The organism is Paenarthrobacter sp. NPDC089322 (assembly GCF_040684895.1).
Classification (GTDB): Bacteria; Actinomycetota; Actinomycetes; order Actinomycetales; family Micrococcaceae; genus Arthrobacter.
Window position 1 is genome coordinate 315,805 of sequence record NZ_JBFBGW010000002.1, and the last position, 15,687, is coordinate 331,491.

14 protein-coding genes are annotated in these 15,687 nt (G+C 61.8%); 3 read left to right on the forward strand and 11 right to left on the reverse strand.

Features of this window, described 5'->3' with window-relative positions:
- Positions 1–28: 28 nt before the first annotated feature.
- The 4 genes from AB0N65_RS03500 to AB0N65_RS03515 form a co-directional block, all read right to left on the reverse strand.
- Complete coding sequence (locus tag AB0N65_RS03500; RefSeq protein WP_364157738.1) at positions 29–2,305, reverse strand: FdhF/YdeP family oxidoreductase; 2,277 nt, start codon at positions 2,303–2,305, stop codon at positions 29–31.
- Between the two features lie 122 nt (positions 2,306–2,427).
- The gene (locus AB0N65_RS03505; protein ID WP_364157741.1) at positions 2,428–3,177 is read right to left on the reverse strand and encodes a lipoate--protein ligase family protein; all 750 of its coding nucleotides are present in this window, start codon (positions 3,175–3,177) and stop codon (positions 2,428–2,430) included.
- Positions 3,177–3,980, reverse strand: coding sequence for a thioesterase family protein (locus AB0N65_RS03510; protein WP_364157744.1), 804 nt, complete (start codon positions 3,978–3,980; stop codon positions 3,177–3,179). The genes AB0N65_RS03505 and AB0N65_RS03510 overlap by 1 nt, the downstream gene beginning before the upstream one ends.
- Positions 3,981–4,011: 31 nt before the next feature.
- Positions 4,012–4,488 (reverse strand): VTT domain-containing protein, encoded by a 477-nt coding sequence (locus tag AB0N65_RS03515; RefSeq protein WP_364157747.1) that lies wholly within the window; start codon positions 4,486–4,488, stop codon positions 4,012–4,014.
- 112 nt (positions 4,489–4,600) lie between these two features.
- Here AB0N65_RS03515 and AB0N65_RS03520 point away from each other — a divergent pair, with 112 nt between their 5' ends.
- Positions 4,601–5,572, forward strand: a complete 972-nt coding sequence (locus AB0N65_RS03520; protein WP_364157750.1) for a hypothetical protein — start codon at positions 4,601–4,603, stop codon at positions 5,570–5,572.
- Here the strand turns inward: AB0N65_RS03520 and AB0N65_RS03525 are convergent.
- A complete protein-coding gene (locus AB0N65_RS03525; protein ID WP_364157753.1) occupies positions 5,569–7,077 on the reverse strand; it encodes an FAD-dependent oxidoreductase in 1,509 nt (502 codons plus the stop codon). The genes AB0N65_RS03520 and AB0N65_RS03525 overlap by 4 nt on opposite strands.
- Positions 7,078–7,157: 80 nt before the next feature.
- On the reverse strand, positions 7,158–7,646 hold the full coding sequence (locus AB0N65_RS03530; RefSeq protein WP_364157756.1) for a DNA alkylation repair protein: 489 nt from the start codon (positions 7,644–7,646) through the stop codon (positions 7,158–7,160).
- Between the two features lie 60 nt (positions 7,647–7,706).
- Here AB0N65_RS03530 and AB0N65_RS03535 point away from each other — a divergent pair, with 60 nt between their 5' ends.
- Positions 7,707–8,801: a PDDEXK nuclease domain-containing protein gene (locus AB0N65_RS03535; protein ID WP_364157759.1), complete on the forward strand. Its 1,095-nt coding sequence runs from the start codon at positions 7,707–7,709 to the stop codon at positions 8,799–8,801.
- An 11-nt stretch (positions 8,802–8,812) separates the two neighbouring features.
- Here AB0N65_RS03535 and AB0N65_RS03540 read toward each other — a convergent pair whose 3' ends face one another.
- Both AB0N65_RS03540 and AB0N65_RS03545 read right to left on the reverse strand, forming a co-directional pair.
- A complete protein-coding gene (locus AB0N65_RS03540) occupies positions 8,813–9,787 on the reverse strand; it encodes a dienelactone hydrolase family protein (RefSeq protein WP_364157762.1) in 975 nt (324 codons plus the stop codon).
- A 99-nt stretch (positions 9,788–9,886) separates the two neighbouring features.
- Positions 9,887–10,228: a transcription initiation protein gene (locus AB0N65_RS03545; protein WP_364157765.1), complete on the reverse strand. Its 342-nt coding sequence runs from the start codon at positions 10,226–10,228 to the stop codon at positions 9,887–9,889.
- Positions 10,229–10,535: 307 nt separating this feature from the next.
- On the opposite strand from AB0N65_RS03545, the gene AB0N65_RS03550 reads away from it, so the two are divergent.
- A complete protein-coding gene (locus AB0N65_RS03550) occupies positions 10,536–11,840 on the forward strand; it encodes a DUF222 domain-containing protein (RefSeq protein WP_364157768.1) in 1,305 nt (434 codons plus the stop codon).
- Positions 11,841–11,955: 115 nt separating this feature from the next.
- Here the strand turns inward: AB0N65_RS03550 and nrdF are convergent, their stop codons facing one another.
- The 3 genes from nrdF to nrdI form a co-directional block, all read right to left on the reverse strand.
- Entirely contained in the window at positions 11,956–12,930 is a 975-nt protein-coding gene (gene nrdF, locus AB0N65_RS03555; RefSeq protein WP_216925513.1) for a class 1b ribonucleoside-diphosphate reductase subunit beta, read from the reverse strand.
- 121 nt (positions 12,931–13,051) lie between these two features.
- Positions 13,052–15,193 (reverse strand): class 1b ribonucleoside-diphosphate reductase subunit alpha, encoded by a 2,142-nt coding sequence (gene nrdE, locus AB0N65_RS03560; protein ID WP_364158008.1) that lies wholly within the window; start codon positions 15,191–15,193, stop codon positions 13,052–13,054.
- 11 nt (positions 15,194–15,204) lie between these two features.
- The gene (gene nrdI / locus AB0N65_RS03565; protein WP_364157772.1) at positions 15,205–15,675 is read right to left on the reverse strand and encodes a class Ib ribonucleoside-diphosphate reductase assembly flavoprotein NrdI; all 471 of its coding nucleotides are present in this window, start codon (positions 15,673–15,675) and stop codon (positions 15,205–15,207) included.
- Positions 15,676–15,687: the final 12 nt, after the last annotated feature.

A 15,687-nucleotide genomic window follows, 5' to 3' on the forward strand; every position in this document is an offset into this window, starting at 1 on the left:
AACCACTCAAGACTCTGGAACGCCGGGCTCAACCGGCTGCCGCAGCGAAATCGGGTGCGGCAGCCGGTTCCAGCCTGACTATCACGGCTTTCGAGACGGGCGTGTTGCTTCCTTCGGCCGTCGAGTCCAGCGGAACCAGGACGTTCGCCTCCGGAAAGTACGCGGCCGCACAGCCCCTCGCGCTGGGGTACGCGACCAAACGCAACTGAGGCAGGACCCGGTCCACGCCGTCGTCGGCTTCGCCATGGACATCAACGTACTGGCCGTCCGCGAAACCCAACTCAGCCAGATCGGCGGGGTTCACCAGCAACACCATGCGGCCCTTCTTGATGCCCCGGTAGCGGTCGTTCATGGTGTAGGTAGTGGTGTTGAACTGGTCGTGGGCCCGGATGGTTTGCAGGAGCAGGCGACCCCTCGGCACGCCGATGGTTTCCAGCTCATTGACCGTGAACATGGCCTTCCCTGTGGACGTAGGGAACGTGCGCGAGTCCCGTGGGGCATGAGGAAGAACAAACCCGTCGCGGGCCCGGATCCGGGCATTGAAGTCCTCGAACCCGGGCACCACCCGGGAGATGTGCTCACGTATGGTGTCGTAATGACGTCCCAGCCCGGACCAATCCACCGGTACCTTGCCATTGAGAACCGTTTGGGCGAGCCGACTGATGATCGCCACTTCGGACAGGACACCCGGCGCGATGGGTTCAAGGGGACCTGCCGAGCGATGAACCGCGCAGACGGTGTCCTCCACCGTCACAAACTGCTCAACGCCGTCCTGCCTGTCGATTTCCGTTCGACCGAGTGTTGGAAGGATCAGCGCCTGCTCGCCCGGGACTACATGTGACCGGTTCAGCTTGGTGGAGATCTGAACCGACAGTCGGGTTTTCCTCACGGCTGCCTCCGCAACAGACGTGTCCGACATCGCGTGAACCAGGTTGCCGCCCAGCGCCACCAGGACCTTGATCCTGCCGTCCCGCATCCCCCGGATGCTGTCCACCGAATCTGCCCCTGGCTCACGTGGCGGATCGAAGCCGAATTCCCGCTGCAAGGCGTCCAGGAAGCGCGGGGGCATCTTCTCCCAAATGCCCATGGTCCGATCTCCCTGCACGTTGCTGTGGCCACGGATCGGGGATGGCCCGGCGCCCGGCTTGCCTATATTTCCACGCAACAGCAGGAGGTTGATGATCTCCTTGATGGTGGGCACGGCTTTCTTGTGCTGAGTCAGTCCCATGGCCCAGGTAATGATGACACTGTTGGCCCGGATGTACCGTTCCGCGAGCTCGTCTATTTCGGCGCTGGTCAGCCCGGTAGCGGCGAGGACATCCCGTTCCTGGAGGGTTGCCAGGTGCGCAGCGAATCCCACGAATCCCTGGCAGTGTTCTTCGATGAAGCCGCGGTCCAGGACGCTACCGGGTGCCCTGCGTTCTGCGTCGAGAACGCGTTTGGAGACGGCCTGCAGGAGAGCCATGTCCCCGGCCAGCCGGATTTGGAGGAACTGGTCTGCCAGATCCGTGCCCTTGCCTGCCAGCCCCCGGACTTTCTGCGGGTTACGGAAGTTCATCAGACCGGCTTCGGGCAGCGGGTTCACTGCGACGATCGACGCCCCTGCCCGCTTGGCTTCTTCCAGGGCCGTGAGCATCCGTGGGTGGCAGGTGCCGGGATTCTGGCCCATGACGATGATCAGCTCGGACTTGGCGAAATCCGTGTAGGTGATGGCGGACTTTCCCACGCCGATGGTCTCCCCCATGGCAACGCCTGTGGACTCGTGGCACATGTTGGAGCAATCGGGCAGGTTGTTTGTCCCGAAGGCACGGACGAAGAGCTGGTACAGGAAGGCCGCCTCGTTGCTGGTCCTGCCGCTCGTGTAGAACGTGGCTTCGTTCGGATCATCAAGGAGATTCAGTTCCTTGGCCATGATCTCGAAGGCACGGTCCCAGTTGATGGGCGCGTAGTGGTCCGACCCTGCTGCCTTGTACACGGGTTCCACCAAACGACCCTGCTGGCCAAGCCAGTGCTCTGACCTTGTCTCCAGGGAGCTTAGCGGGTTTTCGGCCCAGAACCTGGAGTCGATCCGCAGAGGCTCGGCCTCCCAGCCGATAGCCTTGGCGCCGTTCTCACAGAATTCGGCCGCCTTGCGCTCCGGCGGGTCAGGCCAAGCGCAGCTCATGCAGTCGAAGCCGTCTTTTTGGTTGACGGCCTTGAGCGTCTTCCACGTCCGGGATGGCCCCATGCCCGCCAAAGCATGAGGCAAGGTCTCGCTGATGCTGGGCAGGCCTGCAGCAAACCGCTTGGGTTCGCTGACGGTCAACTCCGCCTCTGACTCCTGAACTGGGTGCTTCTTTTTCCGGTTCACTGGCCCACCACGATTCACTGTCCCGCCACGACTTCGGCATTGGGGATGCTATGTTTTTCACCCTATGCCTTCACGAGTCAGGGCAGAAGTGTTCGGAAGTCGCCGTCGATGACATCCGCATACCCGCGGTACGCCTCAACCACAGCTTTCTCCACCGTCTCCACGTCCAAGTGCGGAAGGAGGTCGTTGGCGGCTCCGGCCGTTGCCGGGTCCCAGTCCAGTCCGAGCGCGGCGTAGCTTGCGGTGAGGACGTCCCGGATAGGCGCTGAATCCTCCACAACAATGACGGAACTGAAAAGCCAGCCGCCCGAAACCACACGCTGGGCCGTGCCGATCAGCTTGATGCGGTGGGCGGGAAAGTCGGGGTCCTCCCCGTGGACACTGAACTCGCCAGGGCAATACTCCCCCGGGATTTCCCCGACGGCGGCATGGACGCCCACGCTGCGGAGCGCACCGGCCAGCAACTCACCAAACTCGGAAAAACGGGCCTTCGCCCGGACGATCGCATCCGGATGCGGTTCAATATGGTCGATGACCAAGGTGCCCTGGTGGTAGGCGGCTGCCCTGCCTCCGGCTTTCCGGACCAGCGGTTCAAACCCTCTCTCGCGGCAAGCGTCCGCTGCCGCGCTGAAGCCCGGCAGGTTTGCGTCCCGCTGGCCAAAGGCCACCGTAGCCTGGGGCCTGTAAAGCCGGAGCGAGGGGCCCAGTTGTCCGGTGCGGGCGCGCTTGAGCAACTCCAAGGCGAAATCAAGATCCTCCGCGGCACCCAGTGATTCCAGTTGGCGATACACAGTAAGGCCAGGATGGGAGGCACTGCCTGTGGTCATCAGCTTTTCCTCAGCGTCAGGATCTGCTCGGCCCTGCCGAAGGGTCCTTCAACGTCATGGAGGACGCTGGACGTCAAGCCGATGCCGTCGGCCCCGAAGGACACCTTGTTGTCGAGGCCGAGCCATTCTCCGGAAGGCGCCCTGTACATGTGGATCTGCAAGTCGACGTTGGGAAAGATGTAGCTGTTTTCACCCGGTGGTACGCGGGCGGCGATGCCGTTGGCTGTATCCACCAGCCCCATGAGGCGCGCGAGGTCGCCGCTGTCTTCCCTGTCAGTCAGAGGATGCATGGTACGGATCCACACCTTGCCCGATCCGGGGCGATGTCCTTCCGCCATCCTCATTTCCAGGGACCGGATGTAGCCGCCCGGCCATACGCTCGCACCATCCCAGGGCTTGCATTCATCCGGCGCGGGCATCGGGTCGTCCTCCACGGCAGCGACGGCGCTTGTATCGCTGGTGATCATGCGCCAGGCCGTGGCCCGGATGGCAACGCGGCCTCCTGCGGAGAGCTCAGCCTGGATGAGCTCGATGGTCCTGCCGGGCCTCAACGTTGAGGTGGCAACCTGGAACTCTCCGCCGGGAATCAGGCCGAGGATCTCGTAGCTGATCCTCGCCAGGCGGACGTCCTTGCGGGGCTCGTGCCGAACGAGGGCGTCGGCGATGATGCCCGAGGCCGGGGCCATGTGTTGCTCGTGCGGATTCCAGGCGCCTTGGGCGTGGATCGTGGAGCGGTAGCGGCCTTCCCCCAGGGTTTCGTAGTAGAAGTTGCCTTCCGCAAGTTCCGGTAATGCAGTAGTCAACCCGAGCCTTTCGCCGATCCAGCAGTAGAACTCAGACCACTGTATCCGCTGATTTGACCGCTGCCCGACGACGCCGGGCCACAATGACCCAGACGACCACCAAAGCCACCACAGCGACACCCACAGTCGCTCCCACAGGCGACGCTGCAGCAACAGCCAACCAGGCCTCCAACGCGGCGAGCCCGATAGTTGCGTAGAGCAAGGCCCAGAGGACAGATCCAATGGTGGCGGCCGGCAGATACCGGCGCAAAGGCATCCGGCCGGCACCGGCAGCCAGGTTTACTGCAGTCTGAAGGCCCACGGTCAGGAACGAAAGAACGACGGCGTACGGCCCCCAGCGCTGGATCAGGGCCTGCGCGCGGGCTGCTTTGGGACGTTCCAAAGCATTGCCGAAGCGGGTGTGGGAAAAGCCGGCCACGGCTCCGCGGCCCAGCCAATACGTCACGTTCACGCGGATCATGACAATGGCGAAAAGCGCCGCCAGCGCGACGCCAAAAGGCAAGCTCATGATCTGGTCCACGTGACTTAGGCTACCCTAAGAACCAGTGCGCCGCCGACGGCGCCCTCTGCTGCCAGGCCAAAGTCCCGCTGCCCGTCGGGTGCCCCTCTAGGATGAAGGCATGGATCTGCGCGATGCCGCCCAACAGCTGTATGCGGTGCTGCCGCGCGACTTCACCTCCGAACGGACTGCTCTTGCCCGCCGTGCCAAAGACTCCGGTGACAAGGATCTCGCCAAGGAGATTACAGGCCTGCCAAAGCCTGCCGCAGGAGCTTGGGCGATCAACATGCTCGCCGTTCACAAGCCCGAGGTGATCGACGCCGTCGTGCGTTTTGGCGCTTCCCTCCGCGCTGCGCAAGAAGACGGTGACGCAGAGGCCTTCCGCGAACTTGGCCAGCAGCGCCAAGGCCAGTTGACGTCGGCTGTCCATTCAGCCAAGGACTTGGCCAGTGAGCTGGGAGCTGTGCTAAGCGCGGCGGCCGCTGCCGACGTCGAGCAGACCTTCAGGGCGGTAATGGCCGACGCCGGTGCTGCCGCCGCTGTTGGTACCGGCCGCCTGGTACGGGCGTTGAGCGGGAGCGGTTTTGAGTCCGTGGACCTAACGGACGCCGTGGCTGCCGCAAGTCCCGAAGACACGGAGGTCAGCGAAGCGCCGACGGCTGGGAAGTCGGTCCCCCGGGCCGAACGTCAACCGTCAGTACGCGCGAGCAAGAAAAAAGCTCCGGAGCCGGTGCAGAAGAAAGAACCCGAAGAAGCCGCTACCTCCTTGGCTGAGCGTCGCGCAGAAAAGCGCCGGGCTGCCTTGGAGGAAGCCCGCAATGAGTTCGAGGCAGCCGACACCGAGGCACGGGATGCGGAGAACGCCGCAGCCCGCGTCTGGGACGACGTCAAAGAACTGGCTGAACGGCGATCCGAACTGGAGGCCGGGATCGCCGACGTCAAGAAGCGCCTGGCCGCCATGGAGGCCGAGCTGATCGGAATCACCAGGGACGCCGAAGCTGCCGAGTCGAAAAAGAAACTCGCGGTCCGGGCAGCCACACAACAACGACGCGCCGCGGACCAAGCCCGGCGGCGCGTCGATCGTCTGTCCTAGTCCTTCTTCTTTCCGGGAGACTTTTGCAGATTGTGCGTTGCCGGCCCTTCCAGGTATTTGCCGTCAGGCGCAAACCTGGATCCGTGCAACGGGCAGTCCCAGGACTTTTCAGCGTCGTTCCAGCTCAGCAGCCCACCCAAGTGGGCGCAACTCGCAGACACCATGCAAACATTGCCGTCCACCGTCGAGACAGCTGCAGGCTCACCTTGATAAAGCCCGACAACTCCGCTGCCCTCGGGCGGGCGCGTCTGGTCAGTAATTTCCGGGTTGCTCCTGACCCTGGCTTTATCCTCGACCATGCGCTTGGCCACACTGGCGTTCAGGCGAATGGTCTGGGCAGCGCCTTGGGGTGATGTGACGCGGTGATGGATGACGCGGGCCCAGTCGGAATGTCCTCCGAGGATGTCGGAGGTAATGGACAAGGCCGCGGCTACGCCGTTGCTCATTCCCCACTTGTTGTAACCCGTGCCAAAGAAGATCCGGCCGTGCCCCCTGGGGAGCTTGCCGAAGAAGGGAACCAGGTTGGTCGCCTGGTAGTCCTGGGCAGACCACGTGTGCGTAACTTCTGCCCCGGGATAGTGCTGGTTGGCCCAACCAAGGAGGTCATCCAGATGCGCCTGTGGCGACTTCGCCCTGCCGCCGGGATGCCCGTAGCCGCCGACGAGCAGCAACTCACCATCGGGCGCCGGGTACGTGCGCTGCGAACGGGTAGGTGGATCGATACTCAGGTACATTCCGCTTGGAATCGTGGCTTCGGCGGGAAGCCGGAGCGCGGCCGCGTAGGAACGGTTGGGTTCAAGTTTGGCGAAGTAAAGGCCGCGGTCGAGGATCGGTGTGCCGGTGGCTATGACTACCGTGTCTGCCGTAAAAGAGCCCTTACGGGTGGAAACCTCCAGCGGCTGCTCCGACCCCACGTTTTGCACCTGCACACCTTCGACAACCAGCCCGCCATGTTCCCGGATATCCCTGGCCAACGTATCCAGGACTTCCATCGGGTGTATCTGGGCCTGGTCCTCAAGTTCCAGTGCCTCCACCACGGAAAAGGGCAGTCCCGCGTCCCGGCTGAAGTGGACATCCAAACCTGCGTCCCGCGAAACCGCAGCTTCCTTGCGAAGCCGCTGCGCGCCGTCGTCGCTGGTTGCGAAAGTGACGGCAGTCCTGCGCTGGAACGGGATGCCTTGCTGCTCCATGTACTGCATCAGCCACGCCTGCCCGGTTCTGTTGGCCTCCACATAGGCTTGCACAACCTTCAGGGAGTACTGGCCGCGCAGGGCTGACAAGGCGCCTCCCTGCAGGAGGCTCAGCTTGCCGGTGGTGTGGCCTGTGGTGACGGCGCCCAGGGTCCTGGCCTCGAAGACCACAACACGTTGCCCGGACCTGGACAAGAGCAAGGCGGTAACCATGCCGGTCAGGCCGGCACCGACAACAATCGTGTCAAAATGCTTCTCGTCGGGGATTGCGTCGGACGTAAAGCGGGATTCGCGATCCAACCAGAGCGACTTCATCAAGACAACCTGCCTCTCAATTCACGGAATTGGCATGTGGCATGCGTTGCTGGAAACGCTAGGCGCGTCTGTGATGCTAATCAAGGGGTGGGGCCACCGGTAGCCAAGGCCGCAGCGCGTCGGAGCCAGGGATCCGGATCATTGGACCAACGCTCCAGGACCCTGTCTGCGCGCTCCCTTGCCTGTCCTTCCAGCCGCCCCAGCAAGGGTGCCACGACGTCAACCGCCAAGGGATCAACCAGTTGCTCAGTCCCCGATTGCCGGATGAAACCCTCGAGTCGGGTCAGGTCCGTGTTGACCAGGATCTTCACCTTGGTCTGCAGCAGGACCACTGCGGCGAGACGCCGCTCGAAAACAGGTTCTGACCAAAGTTCCGAGCTCAGGGCTGTGACATCGTCATGGCTGAGACCCTTATGCCGTTTCAGCGCGTCCCTGATGGTTCCCCGGACGGCACCCACCGAGGCACCGTACACCTTCAATCCGCCGAGGTGTTCGTTTGCTTCTGCGGCCTTCTCCCATGAGGACTCACGCTGAAGCGTGTAGTCCACAAATTCGCCGGCGTCACTCATCCGCCTATTTTGTCAGTGCCTCCGCATAGCGTGCTGCCATCAGCAATCGATAGGAGTCACATGCCCTCGCAGGAACTCTCAACCGACACCTCGGCATCATTCCCGGGCGTACCGGCGGCCTCATCCATGCCGGAGTGGTACCCCACCCTGCTCAACACGGTGGCGCAAGAGGTTCGTGTTGGCCGCACCCGGGCGCTCGCGGCGGCCAACAGCGAGTTGCTGAATTCGTATTGGAGTATCGGCCGCCGGCTGGCCGAGCGGGAATCCGAGGAGGGGTGGGGCGCCAAGGTTGTCACCCGGTTGTCAGCGGACATCCGCACGCGCTTTCCCGGCGCGAAAGGCTTCTCCCCCAGGAACCTTCGGTACATGAAGAGCTTCGCCCAGGCATGGCCGGAGTTCCCGATGTTGCAAGCGCCGCTTGCAACATTGCCGTGGTACCACCAGATAGCGCTGCTCGAGAAGCTCGACGACGCCGCCACACGACTTTGGTACGCTGCGGCGGCTGCCGAACACGGCTGGTCGCGCAACGTCCTGACGCACCAGATACAGACCCGGCTTCATGAACGCTCCGGGCAGGCCATCACGAATTTCAAGTCCACCATGGTGCGTGCTGATTCGGATCTCGCGCAGCAGGCTACCAAGGATCCGTACGTCTTTGATTTCCTGGCCATGTCCGAGCGGCACACCGAGCGGGAATTGGAGCTGCAATTGGTGAAGCACGTGGAGAAGTTCCTGTTGGAACTGGGACAAGGTTTTGCGTTTGTTGGCGAACAGGTGCGGTTGGAGATTGCCGGTGACGAGTTCTTCGCCGACCTGCTTTTCTATCATTTGAAGTTACGTTGCTACATGGTGATCGAGCTGAAGGCAGTCAAGTTTGAGCCGGGCTTCCTGGGGCAATTGGGCATGTATATGGCAGCAGTGGATGACCTCATGGCGCACCCCGACGATAAACCCACCATCGGCCTGCTGCTGTGCAAAGAGAAGAACAGCGTGGTGGCCGAATACGCCTTGCGTGGATTCAATACACCAATTGGCATAGCAGAATGGCGCACCTCATTGGCCGACTCACTGCCTGATGAACTGGTCTCAAGCCTGCCCAGTATTGAAACCCTCGAAGCCGAGTTGGCAAGTGAGGCGGAGCGGCTGGGCGGATAGGGTTCAGACGTTCACACGTTCGCTTTGAACCACGCCAAGGTGTCGTTCCACGCCGCCGTTGCCTGGACTTCGACGTACCGCTCGCTGGTGTCGTTGTGGAAGGCATGGTCAACGCCGGGATACACCTTGAGTTCGTGTTTGACGCTCGTCGCGTCCAGGGCTTCTTTGAGCTGCGGCATCGGGCCCGTGATCCGCGCGTCGTTTTCGGCGTAGACCCCGAAAACCGCGGGCTTGATGGTGGGCACTTTGGCCAGCTCCGGGGCAGGGCCATAGAACGCGGACGTGACTTTGAGTCCGGGGATATCGGTGGCCGCCTGCCAGGTGATGCCGCCGCCGAAGCAGAAACCGACCATGCCTATCCGGCTTTCCTCTACGAAGTCTTGTCCGTTGAGGTACTCGAAGGCGGCTGCGAAGTCGGAGACGTGCCGTTGCGCACCCGCCTGGGTCAGAGCCCCGGAGACTGCATCCGGGTCAAGTGAAGCCGTGCCGCCCTCCCTGCTGAGGAGGTCCAGGGCCAACGCGGCGTAGCCCTCCTTGGCGTAACGCCGGGCTACATCCTGGATATGTGGAGTGAGCCCGCGATTTTCGTGACAGATCAAAATGCCCGGTCCTCGCTGGCTGCCTTCCGGCCGGGCCAAATAGCCGCTGATCTCGGTGCCCCCGGAGTCGAATTTCACCGTTTCCGTGACTAGCCCCGCGGCGCCCTCAGGTACGGACAAAGGGCTCTTGGCATTGGGGACAGCCGTAGTCGCCGTCCCGGGTGATGTTGCCGCGGACGTGGGCGAAGGCGTGGGCATCGGATCCGTGCTCCTGGGGACTTCATCCGGTGTGCAGCCGACCAGAGTCATGGCTGCCGCGGCTGCGGTCATGCTTCCCATGATGAACGCGACGCGTCGGGTGAACGTCTTGTGGGACATATCGCCGGAGCGGTAATCGTCGTAGAACTCTTCGATCAGGTACTTTTCGAACTTGCCGAGCTGAGTCATGGTCGCTGTCCTTCCCGGAAAGATGGCAGATATCGCCCTCTGATGTAAGGACGTGTGGCAGGGCTGGAAGGTTCAGCCGGCTGCCCAAGGAGACCAATGTCAGCTCGCCGGATCGTACTGGAACTCCCTCAGTTCCTGCGGGCACCGGCACGCCACTGCAATTTTTGCTGCCCACTCCACTGCGTCGTCGCGGGACGGCAATTCGAGGATCGTGTACCCGCCGTTAGGTACGTTGTGCCCTGGATATGTACCCCGTTCCACTTTGCCATCACCCGCTACGCGCACGGGCTTCACGTCTTCGTTGATTCCGCCACCGAAGACGTATACACCGGCTGCTTTGGCTTCCTCGATCACGGCATGGGCGGCATCTGCCACCGCTTGGAACTGCCCTTCCGGAATGACCATGGCTTCGCTGGGGAAGGAGATCAAGTACTTGGTCATGCGGCACTCCAGTATCTACTCGGTTCGGCTCTACGTGGGTTACAAGCAAAACCCTACTCTCGCTTTTCCGCCCCGCAGAGCGCGAGCGACCAACTTCCCGCTTCAGTCTGTGTTTCTCAAGCAGGTTACGGCGGGACGCTAAATTGTCGGTGCCCCCTGACAGAGTGGAAGCATGAGCCGAAGTCAGCAAGTCCAAGCCGCCAAAGCGGATGTCTCATTGCCTGCTCGCGCTCCCGCCAAGGGTTCATCTGTCGCCGAGTATCAACCCGTTCCGGCAAAGCACGCTGCTCTCGCACCAAGCGGCAGTGTGAGCACCGACCTCATCAAGCAGTTGCGCATGCTTGAGGACATGAAGTCGGCCATTTCAAGTTTGCAGGCCAAGATCGCGGTGGCCTTTGACCTGGCTCAACGTGAGGAACAGACATCAGCCGGAATTCCGGCCTCGGAGCGAGGCCAAGGCGTAGCGGCGCAGGTGGCCTTGGCCAGGCGTGAATCTCCGAACAAGGGCTCGCGGCTCCTTGGCCTCGCCAGAGCCTTGGTGACCGAGATGCCCCACACCATGGCTGCATTGCAGAACGGCCGGCTTAACGAATGGCGGGCAACGCTGCTGGTGAAGGAAACAGCCTGCCTCTCGATCGAAGACCGCTGTGCTGTCGACGAAGAACTCTCCGCCGATACCGGAACCTTCGACGGCGCTGGCGACCGCGCCATCATCGCCGCTGCTAAGGCGGCCGCCTACCGCAGGGACCCGCGTTCCGTCACCCAACGCGCCGCCCACGCCGCCTCGGAACGTCACGTCAGCCTCCGCCCCGCCCCGGACACCATGACCTACCTCACCGCACTCCTACCCGTCGCCCAAGGCGTCGCCGCGTACGCTGCCCTCACCCGGGACGCCGACACCGCCCGCTCCCGCGGCGATGACCGCTCCCGGGGCCAAGTCATGGCCGACACCCTCGTCGAACGCATCACCGGCACGCCCAACGGCTACACCGGCATTGACCTACAGATCGTCATGACCGACCGCACCTTGTTCCAAGGCGACACCGAACCGGCACGCCTCGCAGGCTACGGAATCGTCCCGGCCGGCTGGGCACGGTCATTCATCGGAGCCGCAGGAACTGACCCCGGACCCGAGCCAGGCAACGCAACGCAGCTTGAAGCCGCGTCCGTAGCTCCCCAGGAGCCGGGCTTTGACGTCTGGTTACGCCGCCTCTACACCGCACCAGGGACCGGCGAACTAGTGGCCGCCGACTCGAAAGCGCGTCTGTTCCCGGCAGGCATGCGCCAATTCATCGAAACCCGCGACCATACCTGCCGCACCCCGTACTGCGACGCACCCATCCGGCACATCGACCACATCCTCCCCTGGGCCAACAGCGGACCGACAAGCCTGAGCAACGGCGCCGGACTCTGCGAACGCTGCAACCACACCAAAGAAAACCCAGGCTGGAATGCGAAACCTGCAGCTGGGAGCAGACACACAATCCACGTCACAACCCCCACCGGACACACCTACCAATCCAAAGCCCCACCCCTACCCGGGCACATACGTACCACTACTGCACAAGCCTCTGCCGGCACCCCCTCACCTCCAAGGACTGCACCGACGTAGGCTGACCTTCCCCTGGAGCGTTGCCGTGCATGCATCCGTTTGCCGGAAAAACACAGAAAAGGCGGGCAGCTATACGCTGCCCGCCTGATCAAAGGTGGCTTAATGCCGGAAGTCCTTAGAACTCCCAGTCCTCATCCTCCGTGTTCACGGCCTTGCCGATCACGTAGGAAGAGCCCGAGCCGGAGAAGAAGTCGTGGTTCTCGTCAGCGTTCGGGGAAAGCGCTGAAAGGATCGCCGGGTTCACGTCGGTGACGGATGCCGGGAACATGGCCTCGTAGCCGAGGTTCATGAGGGCCTTGTTGGCGTTGTAGTGGAGGAATTTCTTGACGTCCTCGGCCAGGCCAACACCGTCGTAGAGGTCGTGCGTGTACTGGACCTCGTTTTCGTACAGCTCGAAGAGCAACTCGAACGTGTAGTCCTTGATTTCCTGCTTACGGGCCTCGGAAACCTTTTCCAAGCCCTTCTGGAACTTGTAGCCGATGTAGTAGCCGTGCACGGCCTCGTCGCGAATGATCAGGCGGATGAGGTCGGCAGTGTTCGTGAGCTTGGCACGGGAAGACCAGTACATGGGCAGGTAGAAGCCCGAGTAGAACAGGAAGCTTTCCAGCAGCGTGGAGGCAACCTTGCGCTTCAAGGGATCGTCGCCCTGGTAGTAGTCCATGACGATCTGCGCCTTCTTCTGCAGGTTCTCGTTCTCGAGCGACCAGCGGAAAGCGTCGTCAATCTCCTTGGTGGAGCACAACGTGGAGAAGATGGACGAGTACGACTTCGCGTGCACCGATTCCATGAAAGCGATGTTGGTGTACACAGCTTCTTCGTGCGGGGTCAGCGCGTCCGGAATGAGGGAGACAGCGCCCACGGTGCCCTGGATGGTGTCCAGCAGGGTCAGGCCGGTGAAGACGCGCATGGTCAGCTGCTGCTCTTCCGGCGTCAGCGTGTGCCACGACTGGACGTCGTTGGACAGCGGCACCTTCTCCGGAAGCCAGAAGTTGTTAACCAGGCGGTTCCAGACTTCCACGTCTTTGTCATCCTGGATCTTGTTCCAGTTGATGGCTTCGACGTGGCTCAGCAGCTTGACCTTCTCGGTCATGTCATCCCCTTTAGCGTTGGGTTCTTTAAGGTAAGCGTACGACGGCGGGTGGGAACCCGCCGTCGTAATCTTCAGTTTTGTGTGCGGCAGTGGCCGCAATACATCAACCGCTTTCGGTTGATTAGAGCATGCAGCTGACGCAGCCCTCCACCTCAGTCCCTTCCAGCGCGAGCTGGCGGAGACGGATGTAGTAGAGCGTCTTGATGCCCTTGCGCCATGCGTAGATCTGCGCCTTGTTGATATCGCGGGTGGTGGCGGTGTCCTTGAAGAACAGCGTCAGGGACAGGCCCTGGTCCACGTGCTGCGTGGCGGCGGCGTAGGTGTCGATGATCTTCTCGTAGCCGATCTCGTACGCGTCCTGGTAGTACTCCAGGTTGTCGTTGGTCAGGTAAGGAGCCGGGTAGTACACGCGGCCGATCTTGCCTTCCTTGCGGATCTCGATCTTCGCGGCCACCGGGTGGATGGACGACGTGGAGTTGTTGATGTAGCTGATCGAACCGGTGGGCGGAACGGCCTGGAGGTTCTGGTTGTAGATGCCGTGCTCCATGACGGAAGCCTTGAGCTCGCGCCAGTCGTCCTGCGTAGGAATGTGGTGACCGGCAAACAGCTCACGCACGCGCTCCGTTTCCGGAGCCCATTCCTGCTCGGTGTACTTGTCAAAGAACTCGCCGCTTGCGTAAGCGGACTTCTCAAAGCCACCGAACTTCTGGCCCGTCTCGATTGCGAGCTTGTTGGAAGCACGCAAAGCGTGGAACAACACCGTGTAGAAGTAAATGTTGGTGAAGTCCAGGCCCTCTTCGGAACCGTAGTGGACCCGCTCACGGGCAAGGTACCCGTGGAGGTTCATCTGGCCCAGGCCGATGGCGTGGCTCTGTGCGTTGCCCTGCGCAATGGAGGGAACCGAGTTGATGTAGGACATGTCCGACACAGCGCTGAGTGCACGGATGGACGTCTCAATGGAGAGACCGAAGTCCGGCGAGTCCATGGTCTTGGCGATGTTCATGGAACCGAGGTTGCAGGAAATGTCCTTGCCCACGGTTTCGTAGCTCAGGTCCTCGGCGTAGATGGACGGCGAGGAAACTTGCAGGATCTCCGAGCAAAGGTTGCTCATGGTGATCTTGCCGTCAATCGGATTGGCCCGGTTCACGGTGTCCTCGAACATGATGTACGGGTAGCCGGACTCGAACTGGATCTCGGCGAGGGTCTGGAAGAACTCGCGGGCGTTGATCTTGGTCTTCTTGATCCGGGAATCATCCACCATCTCGTAGTACTTCTCGGTGACGGAGACGTCGGAGAAGGGGATGCCATACACGCGCTCGACGTCGTACGGCGAGAAGAGGTACATGTCCTCGTTCTTCTTGGCCAGCTCGAACGTGATGTCCGGGATCACGACTCCAAGAGACAGCGTCTTGATGCGGATCTTCTCGTCCGCGTTTTCACGCTTGGTGTCCAGGAAGCGGTAGATGTCCGGGTGGTGCGCGTGCAGGTACACGGCACCGGCACCCTGGCGGGCACCGAGCTGGTTGGCGTAGGAGAAGCTGTCTTCGAGGAGCTTCATCACAGGGATGACGCCCGAGGACTGGTTCTCGATCTGCTTGATCGGTGCGCCATGCTCGCGGATATTGGTGAGGGACAGTGCCACACCGCCACCGCGCTTGGAGAGCTGCAGTGCGGAGTTAATGGCACGCGCGATCGATTCCATATTGTCCTCGATACGCAGCAGGAAGCACGAAACGAGCTCACCGCGCTGGGCCTTGCCGGCATTGAGGAAGGTGGGGGTGGCCGGCTGGAAGCGACCGTCGATGATCTCGTCCACCAGGCGGGTGGCGAGCTCTTCGTTGCCGCGGCCGAGGTGCAGCGCAACCATGCAAACGCGGTCTTCGTAGCGCTCAAGGAAACGCTTGCCGTCGAACGTCTTCAGGGTGTACGAGGTGTAGAACTTGAAGGCACCGAGGAAGGTCTCGAAGCGGAACTTCTTCTTGTACGCCCGGTTGAAGAGGTCCCGGATGAAGTTCATCGTGTACTGGTCGAGGGTTTCGCGCTCGTAGTACTGGTTCTTCACCAAGTAATCGAGCTTCTCTTCCAGGTCGTGGAAGAACACGGTGTTGTTGTTCACGTGCTGCAGGAAGTACTGGTGCGCGGCCTCGCGGTCGGCCTCGAACTGGATCTCGCCGTTTGGACCGTAAAGGTTCAGCATGGCGTTCAGTTCGTGATAGCCAAGACCTTTATAGGCCTCCGGCAGTGGCTTCTTGGCCGTGTCCACAGTGCCCCCGGCTACTTCTGATTCTGCGACAGTCGTGTCCAAAACTTTTCCAATCCGTCGTTGACACGGATGACGTCTTCCGGCGTCCCCATGAGTTCAAACCTGTAGAGATGCGGAACTTTGCATTTCACGGAGATGATGTCTCCGGCTGCGCAGTAGTTGTCCGCGAAGTTGGTGTTCCCCGCACCGATCACACCACGGATCAGTTCCCTGTTCCCGGGGTTGTTCAGAAACCTGATGACCTGTTTAGGCACGGAACCCTCCCCGTTGGTGCCGCCGTAGGTAGGCAAGACGAGGACGAAGGGTTCAAGAGCCTGAAGCGGTGCATCCTGGGCGTAGAGAGGGATGCGCGCCGCATCCCTGCCCAGTTTCTGGACAAAGCGCTTGGTGTTCTCGGAGGTGGAGGAAAAGTAGATGAGGTGACTCCTCGTGGTGACAGCTTCCGTCTCATTGCGAGCGGTTGCCGCTGCCAGCGGTGCCATGGGAGTCACCTC

Bases quoted from the DNA above. Each gene is read 5' to 3' on its own strand.
- AB0N65_RS03545 (WP_364157765.1), bottom strand. From the start codon at position 10,228: ATGACCAAGTACTTGATCTCCTTCCCCAGCGAAGCCATGGTCATTCCG.
- AB0N65_RS03515 (WP_364157747.1), bottom strand. From the start codon at position 4,488: ATGAGCTTGCCTTTTGGCGTCGCGCTGGCGGCGCTTTTCGCCATTGTC.
- AB0N65_RS03520 (WP_364157750.1), top strand. From the start codon at position 4,601: ATGGATCTGCGCGATGCCGCCCAACAGCTGTATGCGGTGCTGCCGCGC.
- nrdI (WP_364157772.1), bottom strand. From the start codon at position 15,675: ATGGCACCGCTGGCAGCGGCAACCGCTCGCAATGAGACGGAAGCTGTC.
- AB0N65_RS03525 (WP_364157753.1), bottom strand. From the start codon at position 7,077: ATGAAGTCGCTCTGGTTGGATCGCGAATCCCGCTTTACGTCCGACGCA.
- AB0N65_RS03540 (WP_364157762.1), bottom strand. From the start codon at position 9,787: ATGACTCAGCTCGGCAAGTTCGAAAAGTACCTGATCGAAGAGTTCTAC.
- AB0N65_RS03505 (WP_364157741.1), bottom strand. From the start codon at position 3,177: ATGACCACAGGCAGTGCCTCCCATCCTGGCCTTACTGTGTATCGCCAA.
- AB0N65_RS03535 (WP_364157759.1), top strand. From the start codon at position 7,707: ATGCCCTCGCAGGAACTCTCAACCGACACCTCGGCATCATTCCCGGGC.
- AB0N65_RS03530 (WP_364157756.1), bottom strand. From the start codon at position 7,646: ATGAGTGACGCCGGCGAATTTGTGGACTACACGCTTCAGCGTGAGTCC.
- nrdF (WP_216925513.1), bottom strand. From the start codon at position 12,930: ATGACCGAGAAGGTCAAGCTGCTGAGCCACGTCGAAGCCATCAACTGG.